Origin of the sequence: Sinorhizobium sp. 7-81 (assembly GCF_030124405.1) — a bacterium.
Classification (GTDB): Bacteria; Pseudomonadota; Alphaproteobacteria; order Rhizobiales; family Rhizobiaceae; genus Sinorhizobium; species Sinorhizobium psoraleae.
Genome location: NZ_JASKLT010000003.1, coordinates 128664 through 152987, shown reverse-complemented (window position 1 = coordinate 152987; position 24324 = coordinate 128664). Strand labels below are relative to the sequence as shown.

Below are 24324 nucleotides of genomic sequence, written 5' to 3'. Positions count from 1 at the left end.
TCCGCACGGGTGGCTTCATCTGTTGCGCAGCCAGTCGAGATCGCGATCAGTCCAAGTGCAGCCGTCGTCATCAAGATCCTGCGCAATTGTTGCCTCCAGCTCTTTATTTGCCGTTTCGGCATCGAGGCGCGCGCGCTCGGCCTCTTTGAGCGCCGCCTCCGCCATCCGCTTGTTGGTCCGGATCTGCTCCTCGAGCGCCGCCGCCTTCGCCAGCGCCGTCTTCAGTTCCGAGCGCGCGACCATCCGCCGGGTCGCGTCCGCGGACGCCTTAGCCGCCTCGATCGAGACCCTGCCGACGATGAACTCGCGCGCGAACGGCACGCGCTCGATAAAGGGAATGTCTCGAAGCCCCGGCACGCCCTCGTAGTAGCCGAGGAGGAGGAGCACGGCGCAGCCGGTGACGCCGATCTGGCGGACAAGCCAGGCCAGGAGCGCCGCCATCTCAGAGCCCTTCCCACTTCGACATGAACAGCCGATCGCGGAAGATGTAGCCAAGAAGCCCCAGCACCGCGACGAAGAGCATGAGCGTGATCAGCGGAATGCCGAAGGCTTCGGAGATCGACTGTCCGCTATCGACGAGCTGCGCCACCTCGTAAGCCTGGCTGCCGAGCCCGGCGAGCGACAGGCCGCCGCCGAGAATTGCCGCTTTGCCGGTGTTGCTCGACGCTGCCCCCTTGCCGCCGATCTCGGCGACCTCGCCATTGCCCCAGATTTCGACCGCCTTGCGGAAGGCGGCGCGGCGATCGGCAAGGCCATTAAAGCCACCGTTGATCGCCTTCGTCAGGCCGCGAATGTCGTTCCTGTCGGCGAAGCGGTTGCAGCCGGCCTGCGTCCAATACCAGATCGCCGCCCTCGCCCCGATCACCGGATCGAACAGCGCGTCCGGATCCTTGACCAGGTCGAGCCCGAGCCCCCGGCCGCAGGCACGATAATTGTCCTTGCCGGTGATCTGCTTGATCGCGCGGCCGCGGAACCTCCAGCCGTCGCCGGGCGCGGTGTTTCCCATGCGGCCGCCATAGACCTTGTTCGCCAGCGCCTCCGGATTGCGCTCGAAGGGCAGTGCACTTTCGATCGTCGGAAACCGTTTCGGCCAGACCTGCGTCAGTCGCCGTGCCGAATAGGAAAGATCCTCCTCGGCATCGGTAAAGCCTTTGCTCTCGACGAAGCACTGCGCGAGAAAATGGCAGATCCGCGACGGCGTCATGATGCCGGCTTCCTCGGCATAGGGCCAGGCCTGCATCAGGCCGGACAGCATCGTATGCTTCGCGGCCGGCGCGAAGCGCTTCAGTTCAGCGAGTTGCATGGGGAGGGTTCTCCGCTTCAGGTTCCGAGGGAGAGCAAAGGCATTATGCCAGCGTCAGGACGCCATTCGTACCATCGAAGTCGATGGTCAGAGATTCGCCGGCGGCAAGCGTCAGGTCGGAGCCGTAGTCGTAATAGCCGACAAGCGGGTCTGCCGGCGATGTCGGCGTGTCGTTGTAGATGACGATGTAGCGGAAGGGCCCGACCGAGCCGCCGGAAGCGGTCAGTGTCAAGTCCGCCAGCACCAGCTTGTAAGTGCCGGACGTCTGCGAGGACGAGGACGTCGTGATATTGCGCGACGACAGGTTGGTGTAGCTGATCTGCGTCAGATCGGCGAGCACGCTGTTGCCGGACGCAGGCGCGTTCGCAGCAGCGCAGAGGGCAACGACGAGCTGGTCGGAGCCGAGGTTGTGCACCTTCTCGGCAAGATGCTCTACGAAAGCATTGAACTTTGAAAAACTGGCCAACAGCTTAGCTCCTTTAGTTGAATCGAGACGCCCTTTGAAGTTGCGCCTTTTATGGATTTGCAATGCATGGTTCATTTACCCGTCTGCAGGCGGAGGTTGACCATGCTCACGAGGGAAACACTCATCAATTGCGCAGTCGGTGTCATCGGCATCGCCGGCGGCATCGCGCTCTACATGCTGCTCGGCCATCTGCCGGTTGACCCGATGGCCGTTAAGCCCTGACCGAACCGGCTACGTCCCGAAGGCGATGAACGGGATCAGTCTGGCCGTTGCATCTGCCGTCGTGAAGTTCAACGTCAACTGGCCAGATGCAAAGCTGTCGAGAGATGCCAAATCTGCTCCATTCGATACGTTGAGCCGCGTCGTCGAGCAGTAGCCGGTGGAGCTTGTGCACCCCATGGACCCGCCTGCAGAGCCCGTCAGCCAGCCGGCACCAAACCCGCCGGCAACGGTTGTATTGAGGGCGCCAGGGCCGGTCAGGAACAAGACCGAGGTCGGGGTGATCCCGAGGCCCGAGGCGGTCACCGTTCCCGCGCTGGTCGGGCTGGTGAGTGTGCCGGCCTTCGCCGTCAGCCCGCCACCAAACGACCAAGCCGCATAGGGAAGGTCCAGTTCCGTCGCCGTACTCCATGTTGCCGTGGCATCGGCACCGGAAAAGCTGACCGAGCAGGTCGGAATTGCACTGTCGCCGTAGCCCGCCGCCTTATTGTTGGCGCGCGCGACGCCCCCACCTGTGCCCCTAAAACGCCCGCAATTGTATTGCGTTGCCGAGCCATCATTGATGGCAAAGCCGAAGGTCTGGATCGCTGTCGCCGCATAGGAGTCCGGTGCGGCCACGTTGCTTTCGGAGAACAACATGCCCTCTGGCGTGAAGCCGATCGTCTTGGTCGCCGCACCGTCCACTTCGCCGTTGATCACGCCGACCTCTGCCTGGCAGTCATCGCCGGCGAAGAACATGACGAAGCCGCGCTTGAGGTAGAGTTGCGAGTTAAGCGTCGTGATGTTGATGGTGACCTGGTTGGCTCCAAAGGATACAAAGCTTGCGGCAAGAAGAGGTGTCGCAGCATTGTTGACCATTGCGAGGCAGCCTGACGCCGTGTAGCCGCGCTGATCGTTATTTGACCCGTTCGCCACGCAGGACGTCGCGGCCCACTGGTTCGTGCCATCGGTCGCGCCGAAGGTGTGGAATCCGTCTTCATTAATGACGGAGTGTCCGGTTTCGGAGACTTCCGCATTGGACAGGCAGAATATCGCCATCTTTGGCGTCCGCCCGCCAAGGTCTGTCGTCGAGATCGAGAAATTGCCGGTTGCGGATGGCAGTTGAAAGTTTGCATAGGCAACGACGGCATCAGACGCGCCGGAATAGTCGAGCGTTGCGGCGTTGCCTGTAAGTGTAAACGCCCCTGTATTGGCGGCCATCTTGAGCGCCCGCTTCAACCCGACATCGTTGCCAGTGAGCGTGAAGGCCCCCGTATCGGCCGCCATGCGGACGCCGGAGCTCAGTGCGGCATCGCTGCCAGTGAGGGTAAAAGCCCCCGGTGAAGCAGACATGCGCAGAGCGCGCTTGAGGGCCGCAGCATTGCCAGTAAGAGCCAGCGCGCCGGTATCGGCCGCCAGACGCCTAGAGCGCTCGAACGTCGCGGCATTGCCTGTCAAGGCAAAGACGCCGGTATCGGCTGACATCGATGTACCGCCGCCGAGACTGCTCAAGGCCGTCAACTCTGCGTCGGTCATCGGCGGATAGACCGCGAACTTGCGGAAGAATTCGTGATTGTTTTTGTAATCCCAATCCGACACATCGCCGAGTTTCACCGAGGCGATATCAGCGAAACGTGAGGCCAACGCATAGGCGAGGTTCTGGAAATGGGCGCCGGACGTAGTGATTGCCGAGCCGTTGACCGAGACCGCGTTGCGCCAGCTGCCACCGCCCAAATCGCTCGAAAGCGTGAACGCGACGCGGTTGACGCCCGGCAGATTCATCACTAGCTCGCCACCGAATCCAAAATTCATCGACCCCTCATCTTGGGCGCCCGGCTGCGAATTCAGCCAGATCACCTCATCAAAGGCCGCATTATTGACGCCGACCAACGTGCCGCCAGGAAACCAATCAGGCTCTATGTCTATCTCGAAGAGCAGCGTGATGCCGTTCGCCAACCCGTCGTCGATGATCATCTTCAGCGCGCCGATCGCCTCCGGCCGATTGGAGTTGGCCTGCGCCACCTTCATGCCGGTTGCGGAAAAGCCGCTGGCATCCGTTCCGGAAAAGAGCGCCGTCAGGGTCGAGGGGTCGCCGGAGATCTCGTAGATCCCCGACACGAAATCGGCATAGGCGAGCGCGTCGGGATCGACCGGGACATAAGGCCCTGGCCCGCTCGTCAGCACCTGGGAAGCAATCGCGCCGTACATCAGGCGGTCGTGTCCGCTGCGAGCAGGCCGAACAGGTCCCACTCGTTGGTGCCGACCTTCTTCGCCGTCACCACGGCGCCCTTGGTCGCGGTCTCCGCCAGGTATCCCGTCGGCACGTTCAGCGTCACGCCGACGGCGGCAGCAAAGCTGATCGGGTTGTCGCCGCGCTGGCAGAAATGCACTTCGGTGTCGACGAGGAAAGCCTGGGCGGTGTTGTTCGGGATCGTCACCGCGCAGCCGGTGGCATGGGTGCAGCGGAAATAGAAGCTCGCCTGCGCCGCCGCCGGCGTCAGCGTCGAGCCGGCCACCGCCAGCGTCTCTGTCGGCCGCTGCACCGGGCGCGGCAGGGTGAACGGCCCGTGCGTGCTGCCGTCCTCCATGTGGATGGTGATCGTGTTGCCGGCCTGGGTGATGCTGGCGATCTGGTTCGGCTCCGGAGGATTTGCCTCCATCTCCGCAACACGGGCGTCGAGATCATAGAAGCTGCCGTCGACCTCGGCCGGCGTCAGGTTGGAGCCCTTGCCGGCGCCCCAGGCGCCGGTCGTGCGATAGGTTATCGTCATGTTTCCCTCAAACCGGAGTTAGTCGTCGTCTGGCGAGCGTTCACACAGTATCCAGAGCCGCTTCGGCCCCGAGCCCGGATCATGAAAGGCCGTTGAGCAGCCGCGGAAGGCGCGACCGCTGTAGCGCGCGACGATGTCGCCGGCCGGATAGGGCAAGTCGATGATCGCCGTTTCCTGCGCCGCCGTGTACGCGCCGAAATCGAACGATGAGCCCGGCCCCTCGCCCCAGTAAGGCGCCCCGGTATAGATCGCATTGTGGTTGATGAAGGCATGCGGCGAGGTATTTGAATCGAAGGTAATGTCCGGTTCGCCGGGCACCGTCAGCCCTGCGCCGCTGCCCCCGGGCGTCATCTTCCAGAGATCCTCGAACAAGGGTCCGAAGAAGGGATTCCAGAGGTGGTCGAGCGCTCCATAGGTCACCGAATCCGTGAAGGGCGGCAGTCCGCCATCGATCGGAACCGCGCCGGCGGATTGCCAGCCGCTCGACGAACGATAGATGTGCGGCGCATGCGGTCCGCCGGAACCGATGTAGAGCACCGATTCTGTCAGCGTGCCGCCATTGTAGACATTGGTTATCCAGGTCGTCCCCCAGTCTCCCGGAGGGATATCCGGCGGATCGGCCGGGATCGGAGGACGATCCGCGAAACTGTTGTTCTCGAAATCCCGTCCGACCTCGACGTAGAAGGCAAGATGGGTCACCGAATTCCATCCCACCTCGATGATCGTGCGGAATGGATCGAGCACGACGGGATTGTCGGCGGAGCCGGGCATCAGTTGCCCTCCTCATTGGCGAAGTTCAGCCGGATGATCTCGCCGGTGTGCGTCTGGAAGATCGCCGCCTCGGTGCGCTGCACGATCACATATTGCTCCGGATCGTCCGGGTTCTCGACGCGCACGTCGGATGTTTGGCGCGTGCCGGGGATTTCCTGCCAGTCGAGCACCGGCTGCGGCTGGTCGTCCTCGCCGCCCTCCGGAAATTCCGGCCAGTTGACGATGTTGACGTGCGGCAAATATTGCTGCCCGCGCATGGCCGCGACGAATTCCGAGGGCTTGCCCCATCGGACATGCGCCTCCGCGTCCTGGTCCTCGGCAGGCTTGCGCGCCAGCAGCCGCGCGAGAAAGCGTTCGCCTGCGTCGTGGTCAGCAAGCGGGTTGAGGGAAAGGCCACCGCCACCAAAACCCATTTACGCCGCCTCCAGATCGATCGTCTTCGGCAACGCCAGCGCGCTGACGGTAATGTCATAGACCGTTTCGAAAGGCCCCTTCGAAATCGGATGGAGCGTCAGGTCGACCTCGGTATAGGCCTGGTCGAGCGCGTCGCCGGTCTCGTCGAGCGTTCCGCGAAACGCGCCGATCAGCCCGCGTTGCGCCGATTCGCCATTGATCACCGTGATTGCATCGATCACCTGCGCCTCTGTCAGGTTATCGAAGTCGAGGCCGTCATCATTCGGCGGCACGTCGGAATAGTCGGCGACCGTCACCTCGCCGGAAACGACGGCCGAGGAAGCGCCGGCATAACGCTGATAGCCGGTCTCGACATAGCCGTCCTCGACATAAACAGGCGTGCCGGTCGCGGCCGAGATCGCATTGCCCTTGCCGACGGCGCAGCCGATGACGAAGGAGGCAATCGCCTCGCCACTGTCACCGTCCATCGAAAGCGAATAGGAGATGATCTTGCCCGTGGCAGCACCCCCCGGCAGGCGCGAATCCTCGACGCGGATCGCCTTGCGACAGGAGAAGGCGGCGCCATTGGCGAGCCGCGTCTCGCCCTTGATCTCGACCGATCGGGCGCGGGCGCGAAGCCGTGCGCGGCAGACGGCGACGAGATAATCGACCGATTGCCGGCCGCGCGCCGTGGGGAAATAGGCGCGCCGGCGCCTGGAACCGATCGGCAGGACATCACCCGGGTCGACCGGCTCCCCGACGAGGTCGGAGGAAAGCGTCACGTTCAGCGGCTCGATATCGTCCGGATCGGCGATGAAGCCTTGGGCGTCGGCGGTCAGCGTGAAGCGCACGACCTCGCGGCGCGTCCGCGTCACGTCGTATTTCGCCGTCAGTACCGGGATCATCTTCCAGCACGGCCAATTCGCCGTCTGGCCATTGAAGCCGTTGGACGAGGAGAAGATCTGCGTCTGGTAATCCTTCGGCAGGATGAAACCGTCGACGCGCCGTATCGAGCTTTCGCCGAACGACCAGCCACCGCCGATGTTCGCGCCGGGCTTCGGCCAGTCCTCCATCAGCCCCTGCCCCGTGAAAGAGGAGATGACGCCATTCGTCGACGTGCCAGCCGCCCGGAAGGCGGCGATCAGCGCCGGCTTGAGGTCATAGCTGCCGGCGACCGCCTGCTCCCAGCCGATGGTCGCCTCGCAGGTGATTTTCGTCGCCGGCGCCGAACCGAAGGAAAGCTCGATCGAATCGCGGATGACGTCGTCGACAAGGTCGATCACGCCGTCCTCCGCCTCTAGGATGTCGGAGGCGGTGACGGCATGCGTCACCCGGTCGATGTGCCAGAGCGCCGAGCGGCTTTCGAGCACGGCGTCGGGATCGTCGGCGAGTTCCGGCGTCAGCCAGATCGGATCCCAGAATGGTGCCACTTTCAAAGCCGCCGCCGCCGTCGCCTTCGACGCGGCGAAATCGATCGGGCGCGCGGAGAAGGTGAGCCGCACCGCGTTGCCGATGATCTCCTCCGGCATGCCGGCAAGCCGCCCGAAGAACAACGGCTGACCGCCGGCCGTATCGCCGAGGTCGGCCGAGAACCAGGCCCATTGCTTGCGCGACGGGTTCAGCAATCCTTCCTCCGGATTGCGGATATCGATCGTCAGCGCCGCGAATTCGCCTTCCGCCTGCGAAAGCTCGAAGGCAAGGACGTCCTCGTCCCAGCGCAGCAAAGCGACGTCGAAAGCGGTATCCGTTTCGTCGACCCAGGCGAAATAGTAGGTCGTCATTCACACTTCCTCAAGCTGCAGCGTCCAGCTGACCTGCCGGCCGTATTCGTCCTCGCGCACCTGCCAGTCGGTCACCATCATCGCGAGCTGCGGGCGGTAATAGGTCATCGCACCTTCGACGCGCGACGAGCCGGAGACGACGGGCCGATCGGCGGAGCCTCCGGAGGTCGGATAACAAAGCTCGGCAATGCAATCGACGGTCACGGTCTTGCCCGGCCAGATGCCGTTCAGCGCCGGCGAAAGCTGGTCGGATCCGCTGATCGTCGAGGTGAATTTCCGAAGCTGCGGCTCGGAAAGATCGACCAGCTCGCCATTGATGGTCCGCCGCAGCTGACCCGCGCCGTTGATCGGCTGCAGCGTCTGTTCGAGGCCGCGCGCCGAATAGGGCGCGACCCCGATTCCCGTCAGGACCAGAACCGTCTCGTTTGCCATCGCGGATCCTTACGATTTCCAGCTCGGCCGTTTGCCGGCCTTGCGCAGCCCCTGACGGCCATGATGCTTCGCCAGCCGGTCGGCGACGTCCTCCGGCGCGATCAGCTGATAGGTTTGCCCCTCGAAGGTCAGGTTCACCGGCCGGCCGCCGGATGGAGCCACCGCACCGCCTTCGGCGAAGGCTGGCACCAGGCGCGGCACACGCATGCCGTCGGTCAGCCGCGAGACGACGCCGGAAAGATCGACATGGCCGCCCGTCGCAAAGCCCTTCAGGAAGTCCTTCGGCAGCCGCAGGCCGTTCAAGGCATAGAGGAGGTCGAGCCCGTATTTCTTGACTGCGGCGAAGCGCATCACGAACTCGCCATTCGAAAGCCGCGCCAGGATCGAATCGCTCGTTCCCGTGCCCGGCCCCGAAACCCGGCCGCCTCGGTCGTAATTGCCGACCTGACCGCCGCCGGCAAACCGCCCGACAAGGCCGCCCATCGCCCGCCCCGACGCGCTGGCATTCGCAGCCGCCGCCCGGGCGGCAGCCGCTTCGGCCCGCGCCGCCAGCGCCTCCAGCGTCGCAACCGCGCTCTGCAGCTGCGCCGTGATCGAGCGCACCGATGCAAGCATCGCCTCGAACTGCGACCGAACCACCGATGTCATCCGTTCGAGGATCTGCGCGATCCGCGTGGCGGCCGTATCGAACGGAGCGACGAGCACGTCGCCAAGCCCGGCGCCAACCTCGGCTGCCGTGGTCTGCACCAAGGCGAGCGCCGCCGCGACGGCTGCGGGAACGGCGTTCAACGCTGGCGTAATCCGGTCGCGCGCCTCCTCAAAGGGCTTCGCCAGGCTGTCGGCGATGCCGCTCGCCACCTGCCCCTCTTCCTCGCCCTGCTTCGCGCCACCGGCAAGCGCCGCCTGCACGGCGGGTTGCACGCGCGAGACTTCGGCGATCACGCCGTCGACAGCAATGCGCGTCTGTTCCGCTGCGCCGGAGAACGCACCGGATGCCGCCTCGCCGCTCGCCTTCCAGCTTTCGCCGAGCGCATCGACGCCGAGCTTCGTCTCCTCAGCCGCCGCCTTCGTCTCCGAAAGCGTCGTGGTGACCGCCTGCCGCGCCTCCTCGAGGCCCTCGGTCAACGCCGCAGCCGGGCTTGTCTTGCCCTTCATCTCGTCGGGAACGCTGACGATGCCTTTTGCGATGTCGTTGACGGCGGTCGACGCTTCTTCGGCGCTCTTCTTCACGCCGTCGAGTTCGGTCTTGCTCTGCTCGGCAGCGCGCGCAACGCCGTCGACCAGCGTGAACGTCTGCTGGATCAGCTTGCCACCGTCGGAAGAGTGGACGGTGATCGTCTTGCCGAGTTCCTCGACCTTTTGCGTCGTCTCGTCGATCGCGGCGCTGGTCGCCTTGACCGGCTCAGCCACTGCCTGGACGCTACCTGCCGAGGCGGAGGCAATCTTTTCCTGCAGCGCCACGACGTCCTGCTGCCGCGCTTTCAGCAGGGCATCGAATTCCTGCAATTTCCGCTGCGAATTGGCGATATCGGTCCCAAGCCGCTTTTCCAGGTCGCCAGTGGCGCTGAGATCGGCGCTCTGCTTCGCCGCCTCGAGCGCCTGCTTCTGGACCTCGACCTGCGCCTGCGCATTCTTGATCGCAGCCTCTGCCGCCGTCAGTTGATCCTGGGCGAGCTTCCGGAACTCTTCCGCCGCCCCCGGGACACCAGCCTTGACCTTGGCGATCGCCTCGTCGAGTGCATCCATCGCCTCCTTATGGCGGCGCGTCGCTATCGCGGCATTGCTCTGCGTCTCATAAAGATAGCCAACACCTGCGGCGATCAGCGACAGGGCGGCAACGACCGGATGGCCCTTCAGTAGCGTCAACGCGCCTATGACGAGCCGGATTGCATTGTAGAGCACCGTGAAGGCGCCAGTGGCCTGGCCGAGCGCCAGCGTGATCGCCAGCCCTGTGCCGCCGATGTCGATGCCGGTGAAAATCCGCAGGCCCTCGGCCGCCACATCGAGCACCTTCTTGAAGGCGGAAAGCGCTGGAATGACGATGTCGGTGAAGGCGGCTTTGGCCGACTTGCCGAAGTCGACGACCGCGTCGCGCCATTCGAGGATCCAGACATTGCGCACCGCCCCGTCATCGCCGGCGAGCGCCGAGATGAAGTCCTGAATGATCGGCAGGGCCGTGTCGGCGAGGCTGCGGGCGAAGCCAAGAATAGCCTCGCGGTTCTCGATCAGCACGTCGCGCAGCCTTGCCGCCGCAGCCGTGATCGCCGGTGCGAACAGCAGGCCGATCTGGTTGCCGATTCCCTGCGCGGCGCGCGACACCTCCGACAGAGTGTCGCCCATGGCGTCTGCGATCTTGTGCTGCTCGGCAGTAAAGACGATGCCCAGCCGCTCGGCCTGCGCGCCGAGGTCAATCAGTCCCTGCTTGCCTTCATTGAGGAACGGAAGCAGCTGCGCGCCGGCGCGACCGAACAGGTCGATCGCCAGCGCCGACTTGCGCGCGCCATCGGGCATCCGCGAGAAGGCCTGCGCGAGATCGTGGACAATGGCCTCCGTCGGACGAAGCCGCCCTTGCGCATCCTTGATCGACACGCCCAGCGCAGAAAACTTCTCCTGCGCGCTCTTGCCTCCCGCCGCCGCCGCGCCGATTTCCTTGTTGAGCCGCGACATCGCACCGCCGAACTGCTCGGCCGAAACATCAGCCTGCTCGGCCGCAAATGCCAGCCGTCCGTAGGCGTCGATCTGCAGGCCCGCCGCCTGCGCCGCCTTGCCGGCCGCATCGGCAGCCTCGGCGCCGCTTTTCGCGAGCGAGGCAACGCCGGCCGCCGCTGCAGTCGCGACGGTCGTCGCCCCGGCGAAGGCAAGCGCCAGCCGCTTGCCTGCGGACTGCAGGCTCTGGCTGAACGCGTCGAGGTTCTTGCCGAACTTCGCGAACTCGGCCTGCGCGGCCGCATTGCGGATCTTGCCGAACGCCTTTTCGCCGGCCTCGCCGAGCTGCTTCAGCTGCGACTCGACTTCCTTGCCGCCGTCCAAGGCGATGCGCTGCCGGATCGTTCGCCGTGCCATTATGCCGTCCTATTTTTTGGAGATAGAAGCGGAACCGTCGGTCGGTCCCGCCCATGTCATGTCGTTCAGAGGGGTGAGCCTTGCCCCAGCCCGCCTCGCCAGGCCGCGACATGCCCTGCCTGAACTTGCCATGCCGTGCCTTGCCTGCCTTGTTCGCCTTCCGGCGGAGCGAGGTTAGTGGGAACTCTCGCCGTAACCCATGGTCCCTGCGCGTCAGTGCTTGCGCGGGGGCTTGAGGTGTTTTTCAACCTCGTCAATCACATCAAAGAGCTCGGCGAACTCCTTGAGGTCGCGATATCGCTGTCGCCACGCCTGCAACTCCCGCCATGCCTGCTGGAGCACGAGCTTACGTGTCTTCGTCAGCGACATCGCGTGACTGGATTCGCGGTAATGTGGCGCCGATGGCTCGCGAATATGCACGTAGGCCCGATGACGCACCGCTGGTTTGTCCTCAGACACGTAGATGGCAACTACGGAGCGGATCAGGCCCCGCGCCTGCTGCAGCCTGTACTGCTCCGCCGCAGCGCCATCGTTCCACTCGAAGAACGAATGCAGCGGCGAATTGTCATGGCGCGCATCATCCAGCACATCTTCTGGCGTCAGTTCGCCCTTGTAGCGCTGGCGAAGCATCTCCAGATGCTCGCCGACCAGCTTTGCGTCCTTCTCGGCGCCCGGCTGAAACCGTACACCCTCCGCAAATTCGTAACCAGCGATCCGCATCACACTGCCTCCACCTTCTGGAGATCGGCTTCGGTCGCAACGTGGAACATGCCAGACATACCGTCTTTCTCTGGCCTCCACTCGCCGACGCCGACAGCGAAGCCGGCAACGTTGACAATGTTTAGGATCTGACTTTCGCTCAAAACGTTCGCATTAAACCGAACCAGCAGCTTAGCATACCAATCGGCGAACTCGCCGCGATAGCGAAGATCCGCCATCCCCATGCCGACGCGGACCGTATCCTCGCGCATTGAAGGCGCTCCGCCTTCTATCCTTACCAGATTGTGCCGCGCCCTCGTGCCCTCGAACGCCCCTATCACATCAACATCCTCACCGAGGATGTGAAACGCCTGTCGCGCCGCGACCTTGGTAATACCGGCGACTGACGTGCAGGCCGTGACCGCCGCAGCCTTAAAGCCAATGGACGGAAAACCGTAACCGCCGTCGGCCAGCCGGTACAGCGAGCTTTCGAAGTCGGCGCGCGGGTCTTTCGCCTCCTTGGCCTGCTTCGCCGTCTTCATCTGCTTGCCCAGCATTTCTCGCTTAGCCTTCTCCGACCAGGCGTGAACGATCAGCGGGCTGTCGCCGATCACCGTGACCTCCATCAGCCGTATGTCCAGCCGTGGCAGCTCGATGCCGATCTCCTGTTTCTTAGGCGCGGCCATCGTAGCCTCCATCAGCAAGCGCGGCAGGCAGAAACGCCGCGAGGATCTCCGCGATCGAATAGTCATCCCATTCAGTGAAGACCTTGCATTCCAGCATGCCGGCAGCCTTCGCGTGCATTGCGGCAATGCTAGTCGGTCTGTACTCGATGAGCGCCCCAGTGGCGCCGGAAATTCCAGCCTCGATCCGCTCCCGGTCCCGCTCGTAGTCCTCCGGCGAATACTCCTCGTAGCGATCCATGGTCGCCCGCAAGGCGGTTACGAGCGCCTCCACTTTGCCAAGATCATCGTCCAGTTGCACTGCCAGCGTAACCGCCGGAGCCGCAATCGCGGCACCCATGACCGGCAAGACTTTCAGTGCGGCACGCCGCGTGATATTAAATTGTTCAGCCATGATTGATCCTCCAGTGATCAGTCCTTTGGTTAGAGCCGATCCGGAGGTGCAAACTCTTGATCGGCTCGTGAATTTCGTATATACGCTATATCTGTTATCGTCAATACCGTATATGCGAAATATGTCCTATGGCCCGAACAACCGAATTCCCTTTTAAGAAACTTGTCGGCTTCGACCAGGAAACCCTTGACGCCATCGACAGATTCCGGGGACGCGAAACTCCCATCCCGAACCAGTCGGAAGCGATACGACACATCCTGCGCGCATGGCTGAAGGAACATGGCTTTCTGAAGGAATAGTCATCGCTGATCAACCGCGCTATATTCCGCTCGGATAAGTTGCGCGGAGGGTCTAGCTTATGTTCAAGGTCGCAGCCGTTTTCTTTCTCTTTCTAACCACGACTGCACTTGCGGACGAAATCGATAACATTCGCGGCCGCTGCGTGGCCCAATGGCCCGACAAATATTCGATGCAAGAATTCTGCATCAAACAGCAGGAGAACTCTCTGACTACCGTCCTCAGTTTCTACCATGGCGAAGCGTCCACCGGGAAAATGCGGAAAATCATGGTGTCCTGCATGGAAGACTGGGGCCTGCCGGAAGAGAAGGCGGACTGGCACATGATCGAGTTTTGCTACAAGCAGGAACTTGATTCCTACCGAACACTTTCCGGCAACTAGTCCAAAGCCTTCTTCCCCAGTCGCTCCACAAAGATCTCACCCATCCTGTCGACCGCGCGATCGACGACCTCATTGATCGAGAAGCGATCGCGAAGCTTCACGCTGTTGACGCCGACGAACAGCGGCACAGCCCGGATGACGCCTGAGCCTGCCGCGCCCTTGCGGAGCTTTGCGACCGTCACCTTGCCGACATCAGCGGCGGCCGCCTGCTTTTCGGTCACTGCCATTTTCGCAAAGAGCAGCGGCTTTCTTCCAGCATGCTTGACCAGCCGCAGCGGCCCGATCTCGGTCGAGAAGCGCTCTGCCGTCATGCGATAGCGGCCGATTTTCTTGGGAGTCGAGGTGAGCGGTAGCCAGAGCTGAGGCTTTCCCCTGATCGTCCCGCCGCTTTCAAAGATGTCGGCGTAAGGGATCTTGTGCCAGATCATCGCTGCGGCATTCAGCGAAACCTTGTGCTTCGGATAAACGTCGACCCGCAAGGCGTTCTGCCAGCGCTTCGAGAAATCGGCCGCCGCGATGTCCTGTCGCGCTCCAACCTTGATGTCGTTCGCGATCTCGACAATCGTCTCTTGGCCGGCCTCGGCGAGCGGGCGATATTTCTCCCGCATCGCCTGCTCGAACTCGCCTTTCGCGGCCCGATAGAGGAGTTTCATCGTCATTCCTTCTGCAACTCCCGGATCCGCTTGCTCACATCCTGCGGCTTGCCGCGCGCGGCGTTGAAGCCGGTTGCCAGATCGATCGCCTGCTCGCGCTTCATCCGGACTGCCGCGAAATGCAGAAAGCCGGCGATCTGCCGCGGCGTGTAGGACCAGACCGCCGCCGGCGGGTGGCCCATGGCGATCAGTGCTTCGACGCCTTCGGCGATTTCGTAGCCGGCGCCGTATTTGATGGATCGCCGGCGAGGTTTAGCATCCCCGTCAGCCTTTCCACGAAAGGGACAGGGCCACCCGGCATCGTCACCTTCATGATTGCCTCGATGAGGTCAGCCTGCGCCGATGCCGGCAGTTTTGCCGCCGCCTTCTCATGATCCGGACTGCCGGGACTTCCGCAGCCGGCAGCGATGATCGCCGCGATCGCGTCGACACCCATTTCGAGCCAGCGCTCCGGCCCGACCTTCTTGCCGGTCACCGCCATGCGCATCTCCGGAAAGCGGCTGAAGAGATAGGCGATGCCCTCGGCCGAGATTCCCGGCACATCGACGGCCGTGCCGTTGATGGTAACGGTCTCGGTCACCGGGGCGATATCAAGCAATCCCGCCATGCGGGTCTCCTGTTGTGGTTAGAGAGCGGAAAGGGCGGCAACGACGTACCGCCCCCAATGAATGCCGCCGATCAGGCTGCGTCGATGATTTCCAGAGAACCGAACGTGCCGGGAGTGCCGCTGAGAAGCACTTCGCCGGTCAGCTCGATCTGACCGAACTCGTCGGAGATCAGGTTGAGCGAACCCGAGGGACCGAAGGAGACCGACGGCAGGGTCAGGTTGCACTGGTTACCAACGTCGTTGGTGCCCTCGAAGGTGATTTCGCCGGCGATTTCGGACTCGGAGAAGATATCCAGCTCCAGGTTGCCGGCGCTGTTCGTGGTCGCTTCCGAGAGCAGCAGCAGGCCGAGGTTTTCTGCCGTCAGCTCGTCGAGCACGATGCGCAGCGTCAGCGTCTTCTCCAGCGCGATCGAGCGATCCTTCGAACGCACGCCGGAGCGCGAGGAGAAGTGGTCGAGCTTCTCGATCGCCGGCGTCAGCTCGACCTCGGGCGCGTTGCCGAGATCGCGGATGGTTCCGGCGGTCGGCTTGAACTTGATGATGCCCTTGCCGATGAAATAGTTCAGCACATTGGGGGATGCAGGCATTTCAGGTCTCCTTTCGAGAGGCTAGAAAACCGGGCTATGCCGGCGTCGAGACAGAACCGGGGCGAAGGACGTAGGTAAACGAGAAGGAGAGCCCCACCTCCCCCAGCATCGAGCGGCCGCGCGACAGGCCGGATGCGGCGCCTTCATAGCGCCCGCCTTCGCGGTCCTTTGTCAGCGCGACGATCTGCGCGTCGTTGGCGATCGCATCGATCATCCGCGCCCGCATCAGGTTGATTTCAGTGCCGACCGTGGCCGCCTTGTCTGCAACGACGACGTAGATTTCGGGCGTCATCGTCATGATGCGCGGCGCAGTCGGCGGCCGGTTCTTCGGATCGCTGTCGGCAGCCGTCTCGTCGCCATCGAGAATGACGACTAGCGGCAGAACGCTTTCGTTCTGGCCAATCTCGTTCCGCTTTACCTTGCGGACGCCGGCAATGCCTTCGCCGATCTCGACCAGGCGCTGCAGTATCAATTCTCGCGGATCAGCCATTGGCTTCCTCCAGGATCAGAACGATCTCGCCTTCCGCCTCGCCGGACGGAACCGGCTTTGGATGGTGGCTGGCGATGCGCCAGGTGTTGCCGGAAAAAGCGATCGTCGCCTCGTCGAGCGCAGCCCGCGTCACGCCGGCCGTCGTCAGGTCGGAGGCGCGCAGCATGGCGCCGGGGACGATCGTGCCGATCTCGATATTCGGCCCGACCGGCAGTCCGGCTGTCTTGTCGATGACAGTCAAGGCGACCGTAGTCTCCGCCGTGTCGGCGAGCGTCAGCACCGCGTCGACGCCGAGGATCAGGTAAGTCGGACTGAACAGCAGCGCGCCATAATCGATCATGCCGCCACTCCCCATTCGTCACGGATCCAGAAGGCCCCGCGCATCAGCGCGTCGAGCGGCTTGGGCTTGCCGTGGAAATAGACCAGCCGGCAATCCGCCGGCGGCCGGTCAAGCCCCTTCATCTCCGCCTTGAACGAGCGGCAGAGGCCGGTTTCGTAGAGGACCGCATCCGGAACTTGACTGGTGATCCAGTCCTGGTCGCCGTGCATCTCGCGGATCGCGCCCGAGCCGATAAAATCCTTCCAGACGCGCGAAAGACTGCCGTTCGTCGACATCACCGAGGAGTTGAACCCCTCCTGCCACGGATCCTTGAGGATCGTCAGCGGGGCGTCGCGATGCAGCGCCGTGACGTCGCCGACGACGACGCAGTCGAGATCGAGGAACAGGAACGGGATCCCGGCTGAAAACAGCCAGACCTTCCACCACCAGCCATGAAGCTCGATGTCGTCGATCTTCGGCAGGACCATCGTGCGTGTCTGCACGCCGGCCGGATCGTCGGTGAAGCAGATGATGTTGACCGGCCGCGCCGCGTGTCGGCGGATCGACTGCGCGAGCCGGTTGACGTCGGCGGCGCAATATTTCGTGCCCCACTTGAGCAGGAAAACGGGAACAGGCTCGATCATGGCTTCAGGCCCGCGCCACCATGACGACGTCGCGGTGCGGCCGCGCCACTACCTCATAGCCGAACGTTGCCAGTGCGTTTTCGGCCGCGCCTTTCTGATAGCCGTAGCGGTCGGAAAGCCCCTTGTCTTCAATCGCAATCACTGGGCGGAATTTGTCGATCGTCTCCATCGCCCCGAGAATCGCGGGCATCTCGAAGCCCTCGATATCGAGATATAGGAGATCCAGAGACGGCAGGTTGAGGCTGTCGATCGTGACGATCGGCGCGGTCACGCCCTTCGTCACCTGATAGGCGCCGGCATTGTTCGTCTCATGCGGCGCCAGGTCCAGCCCGCACCAATCGCCGCCGTCACTGCCAAGCGCGCATGGCAGCGCCAGGATGTTTTCAGCCGACGCCGTGTTGTGGACCAGCGCGCGAAAGTTCCGCGGATCCGGCTCGAAGGTGACGACACGCTCGAATTTCTGCGCCAGCGCCAGCGCCCAAACGCCCATGTTGCCGCCCGCCTGCACGACGAGTTCGAACTTGCGGCAATGCTTCAGCGCATGATCCATGTCCGGCACGGTATCGAAGACGACGGCCGCGCAAGCCCTGTCCTCGGCCGGCCACATCAGGCCGCGCTCCAGCCGGTAGCCGGCGGGAATGCTGATCGTCTCCGTCATTGATCGTTGGCCTCCAGCCATTCATGAACACGCACGGTCACCTCGTGGACGACCTGGCGGCGGATCGCGCACTGACCGCGCATGCCGTATCGCTCCGCCGGCGGCAGATGCATGAACGGCAATCCGTTGATGTAGACGCCCGACCCGGAGAACCGCACAGTTCCGGGCCGGTCCTGAAATTTCGCGAGCACGTCAGCCTTCGTGCGCAGCAGCTCCGCTTGCGCGAGCACGCCGGCGAAGTCGTTGACGATGCAGGGCACGCCAAGGCCGAGCTTCTGCGCCGCCCACAGCCGCGAGCCGCCGAGATATTCGCAGGCGATCAGCTGCGGGCCGCGCCATTGCGGCGGCACCTCCCACACGGCGCGCCGCTGCAAGGAGCCGGCCGAGACGATGACGGGATTGCGAAAACCCTCCCTCGACAGGCTTTCGAGCAGCCGGTCGTAATGACCGGATGCCCCGTTGAAGCCGTCGACATAGGTCTCTTCCATCAGGTCGCGCAGCGGCTCGTAAAAGCCGTCATGCCAATATCGCCGCCCCCGCCAGCGCATGGCGATCTCCGGCAGGTAGCGCGGCGAGGTCAAATTGAAGATCGCCGCCGGCTCAAGCACAGCAAATCGAACCGTCACGCGGCAGGCTCCAGCACCGTGTCGAGATCCGCGAACGGAAAGCATTTCAGCGCCGAATCCGGATTGCAGTTGAAGACGCGCACGCCCTCGGCCGCCAGCTCCCGCCCCATCCGTTCGAGCGACGGGATGAAATCCCTCTGGTAGCGGTCGCGCGCCGGCGCCTTGTGATTGTCGTGCCAGTGCCCCCCACCCATGTCGAAGCCGAGCAGGTAGACCGGGTTGCATCCGAACAGGAAAGCGAGGTTCAGCGCGTTGGCGCCGCTGCATTGACCGGCGACTTTCGTCCGATCCCGCGAGAGCGCCGAATCCTTGTCCCGCCACAGCCGCTGGATCTCGACCCCCTCGACCGTCATCACGTCGACGGCCCGCGTCAGCACGTAGCGGCCGCGAAAGAGATGCAGGCGATCCCGGTTCCAGCCGAACCAGCGCGACATGCCGTCGGCGAAGTAGAGGACGTCGGCGAACGGTGCGAGATCCAGCCCCGCATCGTTCACCGCGATGATCCGCCCCCGGCCCCCCTCTTGAACAGATTTGAGCCGCGAGGCATCGAAGCCGACCAGCGACGCGCCGCCGCCGAGAATGAAGGCAGGTTCCCCCGCCCATTCCCGAGGCACCGACCACGCCGCCGGATAGGCCATCAGGTTAGGTCCGCTTGCCCTGGATGAGCGCGTTCGGACGGGTGCAGAGTTCGAGGGCGTTCATCTGCGAGTCGAGATTGACGCCCTTGTCGTTCGGCATCCCGTACTGCTTCGCATAGAGACGCTGGCCCATCGTATTGACCGTCTCCATGTAGTCCGCCGGTGCGTAATAGGAGAGGAAGAGGCCCGGCGCGCCCAGCGGTGCCAGATGGCACTTGTTCGTGTCTACGAAAGCCGTGCCGCCCACCGTGCCGCGGTAGTTCTCCCAGAGGATGCCGCCGAACTCGAAGGCGCCGTACACCTTCTGCCCGTTTGTCAGCACATAGCCCTGGCGCAGCACCTCGGCCATCGGCGTGCCGCGATAGCTCTCGATGACCTCCGGGTGCGCCAGCAGGTCATCAAAGAAGGCATTGCCGCAGATCGCATGAACGCCGGAGAACGGCACGCCATCGAGTGCATCGGCCATGTCGCGCGCAGCGCCGGCGCACTTCTTGCGCAGAACGCCGGAGGTCGGATTGGCATTGTCGAGATCGAAGTCGATTTCGGCATGCTGCGACACGCCGAATTCGGTGAAGAGGTTCAGCGTCGAGCCATCGGCATAGGTAACGATGCCCTTGTAGGCGCCGACGCGGGCATATTCCTGGGTGGCGGCAAAGGAGACCGTATGGTCGCCAAGCCGCTCCGTGACCTTGCCCATCACCGTCTCGAGTTCGTTCTCCTGCCCGAAGGCGCGCACGCCCTGCACCTCTTCGGCCATGACGGCGTCATTGATCTCGAAGTGCGGGACGGCGATGCTGCGAAGGTTACGCTTCGCCTTGTCGAGCGTCGAGCCGGGACCGCCGCGCGCACTCGGTGCGATGAGGGTCAGGACGCCGCCCTTCTCCTCGATCGCGACCGAGGTGGTGCGGACGCCCCTTTCGGTAAAGATCCCCATCTGGCTCAGACGGCCAGGAACGAACTGGATCTTGTTGATCGCAGCGGTGAGTTCCACGACGCCAAACGCGTCGTCCTTGAAGATGTCAAGCATATCAATGCTCCTGTTTTAGAAGAGCCGCGTGGCGGCGATCGTGGATTGAGGAAGTGCCGCGACCGATCAGTCGCGGGCGATGATGCCGAGCAGCTTGAGCGAGGCGATCGTGTCCGCTTCCTCACCGCCAGCGGTCGATTCCGCCGGATAGGTGAGAAGCTTCAGGTTCACCTCGGCGTCGCGGGCGATATAGGCGCAGTCCTGGTCGCCCGAGCTGGCGTCGACGGCCGACAGCAGGATGCCGGCTGCCTGGTCGATCAGATTGCCGGCGGTGTTTGTGTCGCCGTCGAAGGCGACGAGCTTGCCGGCCCCGTTGAGCTGCAGCACCGTGCCGGCTGCAAGGTTCTGGCCGGAGGCAAGCGTGCCATTTTCGCGCGAGCGATGGCCGTTGGATTCGGACAGGATGAATTCAGCCGTGTGGGCGGCTTCCGTAAAAACGGGCATGATGATGATCCTTCATGAAAGGCGGGCGCGCCCGCTATGGAGGGGAAGAGTTCGGGGGCCGCAGCGGCTTATTTGAAGCCGTTGCGCTGGTTGTGTTTGGCGACGGCCTTATCCCAGCCGGCAGAGGCATTCTGGCCGCCGTGACGCGCCGGGTTGCTGGCGCTGGTGCCGTTCTTATCGGACTCGGTCGCCCGTTCGTTCTGCAGCACGTCGACGACCTGAGAGAGCGACTTGCCCTCGGCGATGAAGGCGGCCGCCCGGTCGATCTTGCCGGCCACTTTGCAGGCGCCGATGATGTCAGTAGTGCGCTTGCGCTCCGCCGCTTCCGCCTCGGCGGCCGTCGCGGCAGCTGCGGCCGGCGGCGAATCGCTCGGTGACAGCGCGGCGATCTCCGCATCGATCTCGCCGTCGAGCTTGGCGATTTCGCCCTTGATCGCCGTCAGGCGCTGATCCTGGAAGTCGGTCAGCTCGCCGCCCGTATTGCTTTCAGCCGTGGCGAAAATGGCATCGGCCTCGTCCTTGAAGGCCTTATGCTTCGCCCGGAGATCGGCCAGTTTATGAGCCATGTCGGTCTCCTTTCGAGAGAGTGTCGCCGGAAACAATGGATCGGCTCTTTCCCCGCGTCCGGCGCGACGGGAAGCCCGAAACGAAAGGTTCTAGAAGCGCTGGAGGCGGCTGCCGGACGTATGACCGTCATTCAGCGCCAGGATCATGCGCAGGAGATTGGCGACGCTGTTCTCCAGTTCGATCTTCACCGCCTGAGAGACGGGCGGAAGTCCGCCTTCGGGCGGCAGGTCCGCACCATTGTCGGCACCCAGCTCGCGCACGACCTCATCAAGGATGTCGGCGGCCCGGCAGGCCAGAAGGCGCCGGCCGCGCCATCCCTTCACCATCCGGCGGCGGTCTTCCAAATCGATCACAGCACCCGTCTCCGCTCTGCCGCAGCCCGGCTGCCGCCGCCCGACCGCGGGCCGTTGCCGATCAGCCTCGCGATCGTCTCATCGAGAGTGGCGACGCGGTCGGCCATGCCGAGGCGCACCGCTTCCTTTGCCGGATAGATACGGCCCCCGCCAAAGTGCTTGCCGTCCTTTTCCGGGTCGGCGCGCACGACGCTTTCGGCGACCTTCCGGCCCTTGGCGACGTCGGCGACGAACAGATCGTAGAAATAGCGGACGTTCACCTGCAGCGCGGCGGTCGCCTCCTCCGTCAGAGGCTCGAAAGGATTGCCTTCCGTCTTGCGCGCGCCCTCGGAAATGAACTGCATCCGGATACCCTCGGCGGCAAGCCGCTCGGAAATATCCTGGTGCAGCACATAGACGCCGATCGAGCCGACCTCGCCGGACGGCGTCACGACCAGCTCGTCGGCGGCAGACGCGATCCAGTAGGCCGCCGAGGCCGCAAGCGTGTTGGCGATCGCGACGATCGGCCGGCCCTCGCGCTTTGCCTTGCGGATCATCGCCGCCGACTCGGGCACGAGATCGACGCGGCCGCCGGGCGAATCGATGTTGAGAATGATGCCGGCGAGCGCCGGATCCGCCGCCGTCTCGCGAAACGCGTTCTGAAACGGCACCATCAGCGCCGCCTGCTGCGACACGTCCTCGAGCGCCTCGGCGCGTGGCGCGATGGGGCCGAACAGGTTCAGGACGGCGACGGCGCCCTTCGTCGTGCGCACCTCCTGGCGAAGCGGCCCCGCCTCCTTGCGGAACGGCTCGGCGCGCGGCCCGGCGGTTGCGCGCAGTTCCAGCATCGCGACGATTTGCTCGGCCTTGCGCGGGTCCATGAACCAGGGCTGCGCCGCAAAGGCGCGCAGCACGCGCCGGATCTCATGCGCCATCGGTCTTGTCTCCGGTTTTCTCGGGGTCGTCTTCCTTGGCCGCTGGCGCGCTTGCCGGCGCCTTCGCCGGGGCGAAACTCAGGCCCAGCTCCTTCTCACGCGCCCGATCGGCAGCAATCCGCCGATCGGTTTCCTCCGGATCGTAGCCCTCGGCCTCGATCACATCGGAGCGCGCCTTGAAGCCCGCATCGACGGCGAGCTTTTCCGCCTGTCGATCCTTGAACGGATCGACCCAGTCCCAGCGCGGCGCGATCCATTTCGCCCGCCGGTACCCATGCGGGGCGGCTGCGTATTGCGACGGGCTGACCGGCAGGCGCTCTGCAAGCACCGCGTCAGCCATGAAACGACGCCAGACCGGTCGGCAGAACTGGAATACCATCACCGCGTGCTGCATCGCCTCGATCCGGCGGCGGAACTCGACGAGGCCGGCACGGATCGAACCGTAGTTCGCCTGCCGCAGGTCGCCGGTCATCGCCGCATAGGGCACGCCGTAGCCGGCCGCCTGGCGCAGCAGGTTGCGATACTGGAAGGCCTCGTAATTGCCGCCGACGTCGGCCGGCTCCGAGAAGGTAACGTCCTGGCCCGGATCGAGATCGAGGAAGGCGCCGGGCTCCATCGCGATCGCCGAATCGTTGCCGGCGGATTGCGCGGCCTCGATCCCTTCCGCCAGCGGATGCGGCGCAGGATCGTCACCAAGTTCGGTCTTGATGAAGCCGCCGAAGAGTGCGGCGACGCGCTTGCGCTCCAGCTCCGCATCATCATAGCAGTCGAGGATTGCCGCCGTGACGATCGCCGACAGCGTGTGCGGGATCCCGCGGATCTGACCGGCAAATCCGGTCGGATCGAAAAGGTGCAGCACCTCGTCGGCCGGAACGCGCACCTGCTCACCAGCAAAACCTTGCCGGAAATTCACCTGGTCGGCGCCGGGATGCTGGCGCAGGAACCAGTAGGCGACCCGCTTGCCGATGGCGTTGAACTCCACACCCATCTGCACATAGTTGCCGTTGCCAAGCATGCGATTGTCGTTCAGCGGCAGCATCTCCGAAGGCAGTAGCTGCAGCTGCAACGGCACGACGAGGCCGTCTTCGGGACGGCGAGCCCTGAGCCGCACAAAACACTCGCCGGCATCGAACATTTCCGAGGCGATCGTCGCCTGTAGACCATAGAAGTCTGTCAGCCCGTCGGCATCGGCCTCGTCGCTCCAGTCGAGCCAGACCTCCTGCAGCTTCGCCTTGAAGTCCGCGTCCGCGTTGAGCGACGAGGGCTTGATGCCGGCGCCGGCGAGCGCCGAGACGAACACCTTTTTCGCCTGCATCGCATAGGGGTTGTTCTGCGACAGGTAGCGCGAGCGGGCGACCACCGTCCGCCCATAGGAGCGGATCTGCCGGTTGATCTCCTGCGTCGTCGACGTGAAACCCTTCAGCCGGCGCGACGAGCGGCCGGCGTCGAAGCCGTGCTTGCGCAGCGACGGCGCGCCGGACGCTATGGCGACGCTGGCAGCGAGTTCCCGCCGGCCGGCGGCGACGCGGTAACGCGGCTTGGCTTCAGCCATCGCTTAGAGACCCTTTCCGGACTGGTAGGCGTAGCGCATGCGCTTCTTCTGGGTGCCCTGCAGGGCGGCGATCTGCGCATCGAGATTGCCGATGATGCGGTTCATCTCGGACAGCGACCGGAACGTCGTCAGCTCGTCGCCGTGCTTGACGGTCAGCACGCCGGAATCACGCGCCTTCACGATCGCCGTGCGACGTGCTGTCAATGTCTCGACCGTGTCAGCCATGAATTGTGCCCTTTCAGGGTTGCCGAAAGCTCCGGACGGCTATCAAGCCTCGCCGCCCGTCCGGATCGGGTAAACTTCCCCGACCCTCGACCCTTCCATGCCGGCAAGCCGGCAAGCGCTTGAGGGTCCGCTCGCGCTGCGGGTATGGATCAGGCCGGCGTGAAGTCGAGGTAGTACGACTTGCCCGGCTCGAACTGGATCGCGGCGGCCGGATTGTCGACGTTCATCCGCAACTCGCCCCAGGGCGTGGCCCTTGTGAAGCGGCCGTCCTCAGACTGGATGTCTTCGGAATAGACGGTGTGAAGGAAAACGGTGGTGCCTTCCTTGCCGCTGCACATGAATTTTGCTCGAACGGTGGGTGCGCTCATGCGTCTTCTCCTGTGATTG

At 64.0% G+C, this 24324-nt stretch carries 32 protein-coding genes; 1 reads left to right on the top strand and 31 read right to left on the bottom strand.

The annotated features are described in order from the left end of the window. Nucleotides 1–15: 15 nt before the first annotated feature. The 13 genes from QN224_RS13335 to QN224_RS13275 form a co-directional block, all read right to left on the bottom strand. The gene (locus tag QN224_RS13335; protein WP_283977078.1) at nucleotides 16–441 is read right to left on the bottom strand and encodes a hypothetical protein; all 426 of its coding nucleotides are present in this window, start codon (nucleotides 439–441) and stop codon (nucleotides 16–18) included. A 1-nt stretch (nucleotide 442) separates the two neighbouring features. Next, nucleotides 443–1303, bottom strand: coding sequence for a glycoside hydrolase family 19 protein (locus tag QN224_RS13330; RefSeq protein ID WP_283977077.1), 861 nt, complete (start codon nucleotides 1301–1303; stop codon nucleotides 443–445). Between the two features lie 43 nt (nucleotides 1304–1346). Beyond that, nucleotides 1347–1769, bottom strand: a complete 423-nt coding sequence (locus QN224_RS13325) for a hypothetical protein (protein ID WP_283977076.1) — start codon at nucleotides 1767–1769, stop codon at nucleotides 1347–1349. 231 nt (nucleotides 1770–2000) lie between these two features. Beyond that, entirely contained in the window at nucleotides 2001–4175 is a 2175-nt protein-coding gene (locus QN224_RS13320; RefSeq protein WP_283977075.1) for a hypothetical protein, read from the bottom strand. Next, nucleotides 4175–4738 carry a hypothetical protein gene (locus QN224_RS13315; RefSeq protein WP_283977074.1) on the bottom strand — a complete coding sequence of 188 codons (564 nt, stop codon included), beginning with the start codon at nucleotides 4736–4738 and terminating at the stop codon, nucleotides 4175–4177. Before QN224_RS13315 ends, QN224_RS13320 begins: the two co-directional genes overlap by 1 nt. 18 nt (nucleotides 4739–4756) lie before the next feature. Further along, on the bottom strand, nucleotides 4757–5509 hold the full coding sequence (locus QN224_RS13310; protein ID WP_283977072.1) for a hypothetical protein: 753 nt from the start codon (nucleotides 5507–5509) through the stop codon (nucleotides 4757–4759). Then, entirely contained in the window at nucleotides 5509–5922 is a 414-nt protein-coding gene (locus QN224_RS13305; RefSeq protein WP_283977071.1) for a hypothetical protein, read from the bottom strand. The genes QN224_RS13310 and QN224_RS13305 overlap by 1 nt, the downstream gene beginning before the upstream one ends. Next, a complete protein-coding gene (locus tag QN224_RS13300) occupies nucleotides 5923–7683 on the bottom strand; it encodes a hypothetical protein (protein WP_283977070.1) in 1761 nt (586 codons plus the stop codon). Next, nucleotides 7684–8115, bottom strand: coding sequence for a hypothetical protein (locus QN224_RS13295; RefSeq protein ID WP_283977069.1), 432 nt, complete (start codon nucleotides 8113–8115; stop codon nucleotides 7684–7686). A gap of 9 nt (nucleotides 8116–8124) precedes the next feature. Then, nucleotides 8125–11178, bottom strand: coding sequence for a hypothetical protein (locus QN224_RS13290; protein ID WP_283977068.1), 3054 nt, complete (start codon nucleotides 11176–11178; stop codon nucleotides 8125–8127). A 213-nt stretch (nucleotides 11179–11391) separates the two neighbouring features. Then, nucleotides 11392–11898 carry a hypothetical protein gene (locus QN224_RS13285; RefSeq protein ID WP_283977067.1) on the bottom strand — a complete coding sequence of 169 codons (507 nt, stop codon included), beginning with the start codon at nucleotides 11896–11898 and terminating at the stop codon, nucleotides 11392–11394. Next, on the bottom strand, nucleotides 11898–12563 hold the full coding sequence (locus QN224_RS13280; protein ID WP_283977066.1) for a hypothetical protein: 666 nt from the start codon (nucleotides 12561–12563) through the stop codon (nucleotides 11898–11900). The genes QN224_RS13285 and QN224_RS13280 overlap by 1 nt, the downstream gene beginning before the upstream one ends. Continuing rightward, complete coding sequence (locus QN224_RS13275) at nucleotides 12550–12954, bottom strand: hypothetical protein (protein WP_283977065.1); 405 nt, start codon at nucleotides 12952–12954, stop codon at nucleotides 12550–12552. The genes QN224_RS13280 and QN224_RS13275 overlap by 14 nt, the downstream gene beginning before the upstream one ends. A gap of 358 nt (nucleotides 12955–13312) precedes the next feature. Here QN224_RS13275 and QN224_RS13270 point away from each other — a divergent pair, with 358 nt between their 5' ends. After that, nucleotides 13313–13633: a hypothetical protein gene (locus QN224_RS13270; RefSeq protein WP_283977064.1), complete on the top strand. Its 321-nt coding sequence runs from the start codon at nucleotides 13313–13315 to the stop codon at nucleotides 13631–13633. Here the strand turns inward: QN224_RS13270 and QN224_RS13265 are convergent. The 18 genes from QN224_RS13265 to QN224_RS13180 form a co-directional block, all read right to left on the bottom strand. Next, nucleotides 13630–14292: a DUF6441 family protein gene (locus QN224_RS13265; RefSeq protein ID WP_283977063.1), complete on the bottom strand. Its 663-nt coding sequence runs from the start codon at nucleotides 14290–14292 to the stop codon at nucleotides 13630–13632. The two genes, QN224_RS13270 and QN224_RS13265, sit on opposite strands and share 4 nt — an antisense overlap. Then, on the bottom strand, nucleotides 14289–14468 hold the full coding sequence (locus tag QN224_RS13260; RefSeq protein WP_283977062.1) for a hypothetical protein: 180 nt from the start codon (nucleotides 14466–14468) through the stop codon (nucleotides 14289–14291). Before QN224_RS13260 ends, QN224_RS13265 begins: the two co-directional genes overlap by 4 nt. A 5-nt stretch (nucleotides 14469–14473) precedes the next feature. After that, the gene (locus tag QN224_RS13255) at nucleotides 14474–14893 is read right to left on the bottom strand and encodes a hypothetical protein (protein WP_283977061.1); all 420 of its coding nucleotides are present in this window, start codon (nucleotides 14891–14893) and stop codon (nucleotides 14474–14476) included. A gap of 71 nt (nucleotides 14894–14964) precedes the next feature. Further along, nucleotides 14965–15480 (bottom strand): hypothetical protein, encoded by a 516-nt coding sequence (locus tag QN224_RS13250; protein ID WP_283977060.1) that lies wholly within the window; start codon nucleotides 15478–15480, stop codon nucleotides 14965–14967. A 34-nt stretch (nucleotides 15481–15514) separates the two neighbouring features. Then, nucleotides 15515–15970: a hypothetical protein gene (locus QN224_RS13245; RefSeq protein ID WP_283977059.1), complete on the bottom strand. Its 456-nt coding sequence runs from the start codon at nucleotides 15968–15970 to the stop codon at nucleotides 15515–15517. Further along, entirely contained in the window at nucleotides 15963–16310 is a 348-nt protein-coding gene (locus QN224_RS13240; RefSeq protein ID WP_283977058.1) for a hypothetical protein, read from the bottom strand. The genes QN224_RS13245 and QN224_RS13240 overlap by 8 nt, the downstream gene beginning before the upstream one ends. Beyond that, nucleotides 16307–16933 carry a hypothetical protein gene (locus tag QN224_RS13235; RefSeq protein ID WP_283977057.1) on the bottom strand — a complete coding sequence of 209 codons (627 nt, stop codon included), beginning with the start codon at nucleotides 16931–16933 and terminating at the stop codon, nucleotides 16307–16309. The genes QN224_RS13240 and QN224_RS13235 overlap by 4 nt, the downstream gene beginning before the upstream one ends. A 4-nt stretch (nucleotides 16934–16937) precedes the next feature. After that, complete coding sequence (locus QN224_RS13230) at nucleotides 16938–17591, bottom strand: FkbM family methyltransferase (protein ID WP_283977056.1); 654 nt, start codon at nucleotides 17589–17591, stop codon at nucleotides 16938–16940. Further along, nucleotides 17588–18217: a hypothetical protein gene (locus QN224_RS13225; protein WP_283977055.1), complete on the bottom strand. Its 630-nt coding sequence runs from the start codon at nucleotides 18215–18217 to the stop codon at nucleotides 17588–17590. The genes QN224_RS13230 and QN224_RS13225 overlap by 4 nt, the downstream gene beginning before the upstream one ends. Continuing rightward, entirely contained in the window at nucleotides 18214–18855 is a 642-nt protein-coding gene (locus tag QN224_RS13220) for a hypothetical protein (RefSeq protein ID WP_283977054.1), read from the bottom strand. The genes QN224_RS13225 and QN224_RS13220 overlap by 4 nt, the downstream gene beginning before the upstream one ends. 4 nt (nucleotides 18856–18859) lie before the next feature. Further along, nucleotides 18860–19882, bottom strand: a complete 1023-nt coding sequence (locus tag QN224_RS13215; RefSeq protein ID WP_283977053.1) for a major capsid protein — start codon at nucleotides 19880–19882, stop codon at nucleotides 18860–18862. Between the two features lie 66 nt (nucleotides 19883–19948). Beyond that, nucleotides 19949–20326: a head decoration protein gene (locus QN224_RS13210; RefSeq protein WP_283977052.1), complete on the bottom strand. Its 378-nt coding sequence runs from the start codon at nucleotides 20324–20326 to the stop codon at nucleotides 19949–19951. Between the two features lie 68 nt (nucleotides 20327–20394). Continuing rightward, nucleotides 20395–20892 (bottom strand): hypothetical protein, encoded by a 498-nt coding sequence (locus tag QN224_RS13205; RefSeq protein ID WP_283977051.1) that lies wholly within the window; start codon nucleotides 20890–20892, stop codon nucleotides 20395–20397. 90 nt (nucleotides 20893–20982) lie between these two features. After that, nucleotides 20983–21246 carry a hypothetical protein gene (locus QN224_RS13200; protein ID WP_283977050.1) on the bottom strand — a complete coding sequence of 88 codons (264 nt, stop codon included), beginning with the start codon at nucleotides 21244–21246 and terminating at the stop codon, nucleotides 20983–20985. Beyond that, the gene (locus QN224_RS13195) at nucleotides 21243–22160 is read right to left on the bottom strand and encodes a S49 family peptidase (RefSeq protein ID WP_283977049.1); all 918 of its coding nucleotides are present in this window, start codon (nucleotides 22158–22160) and stop codon (nucleotides 21243–21245) included. The genes QN224_RS13200 and QN224_RS13195 overlap by 4 nt, the downstream gene beginning before the upstream one ends. Further along, entirely contained in the window at nucleotides 22150–23712 is a 1563-nt protein-coding gene (locus tag QN224_RS13190; protein ID WP_283977048.1) for a phage portal protein, read from the bottom strand. The genes QN224_RS13195 and QN224_RS13190 overlap by 11 nt, the downstream gene beginning before the upstream one ends. Nucleotides 23713–23715: 3 nt before the next feature. Continuing rightward, a complete protein-coding gene (locus tag QN224_RS13185; RefSeq protein WP_283977047.1) occupies nucleotides 23716–23937 on the bottom strand; it encodes a phage head-tail joining protein in 222 nt (73 codons plus the stop codon). A gap of 149 nt (nucleotides 23938–24086) precedes the next feature. Next, the gene (locus QN224_RS13180; protein ID WP_283977046.1) at nucleotides 24087–24305 is read right to left on the bottom strand and encodes a hypothetical protein; all 219 of its coding nucleotides are present in this window, start codon (nucleotides 24303–24305) and stop codon (nucleotides 24087–24089) included. Nucleotides 24306–24324 lie beyond the last annotated feature (19 nt).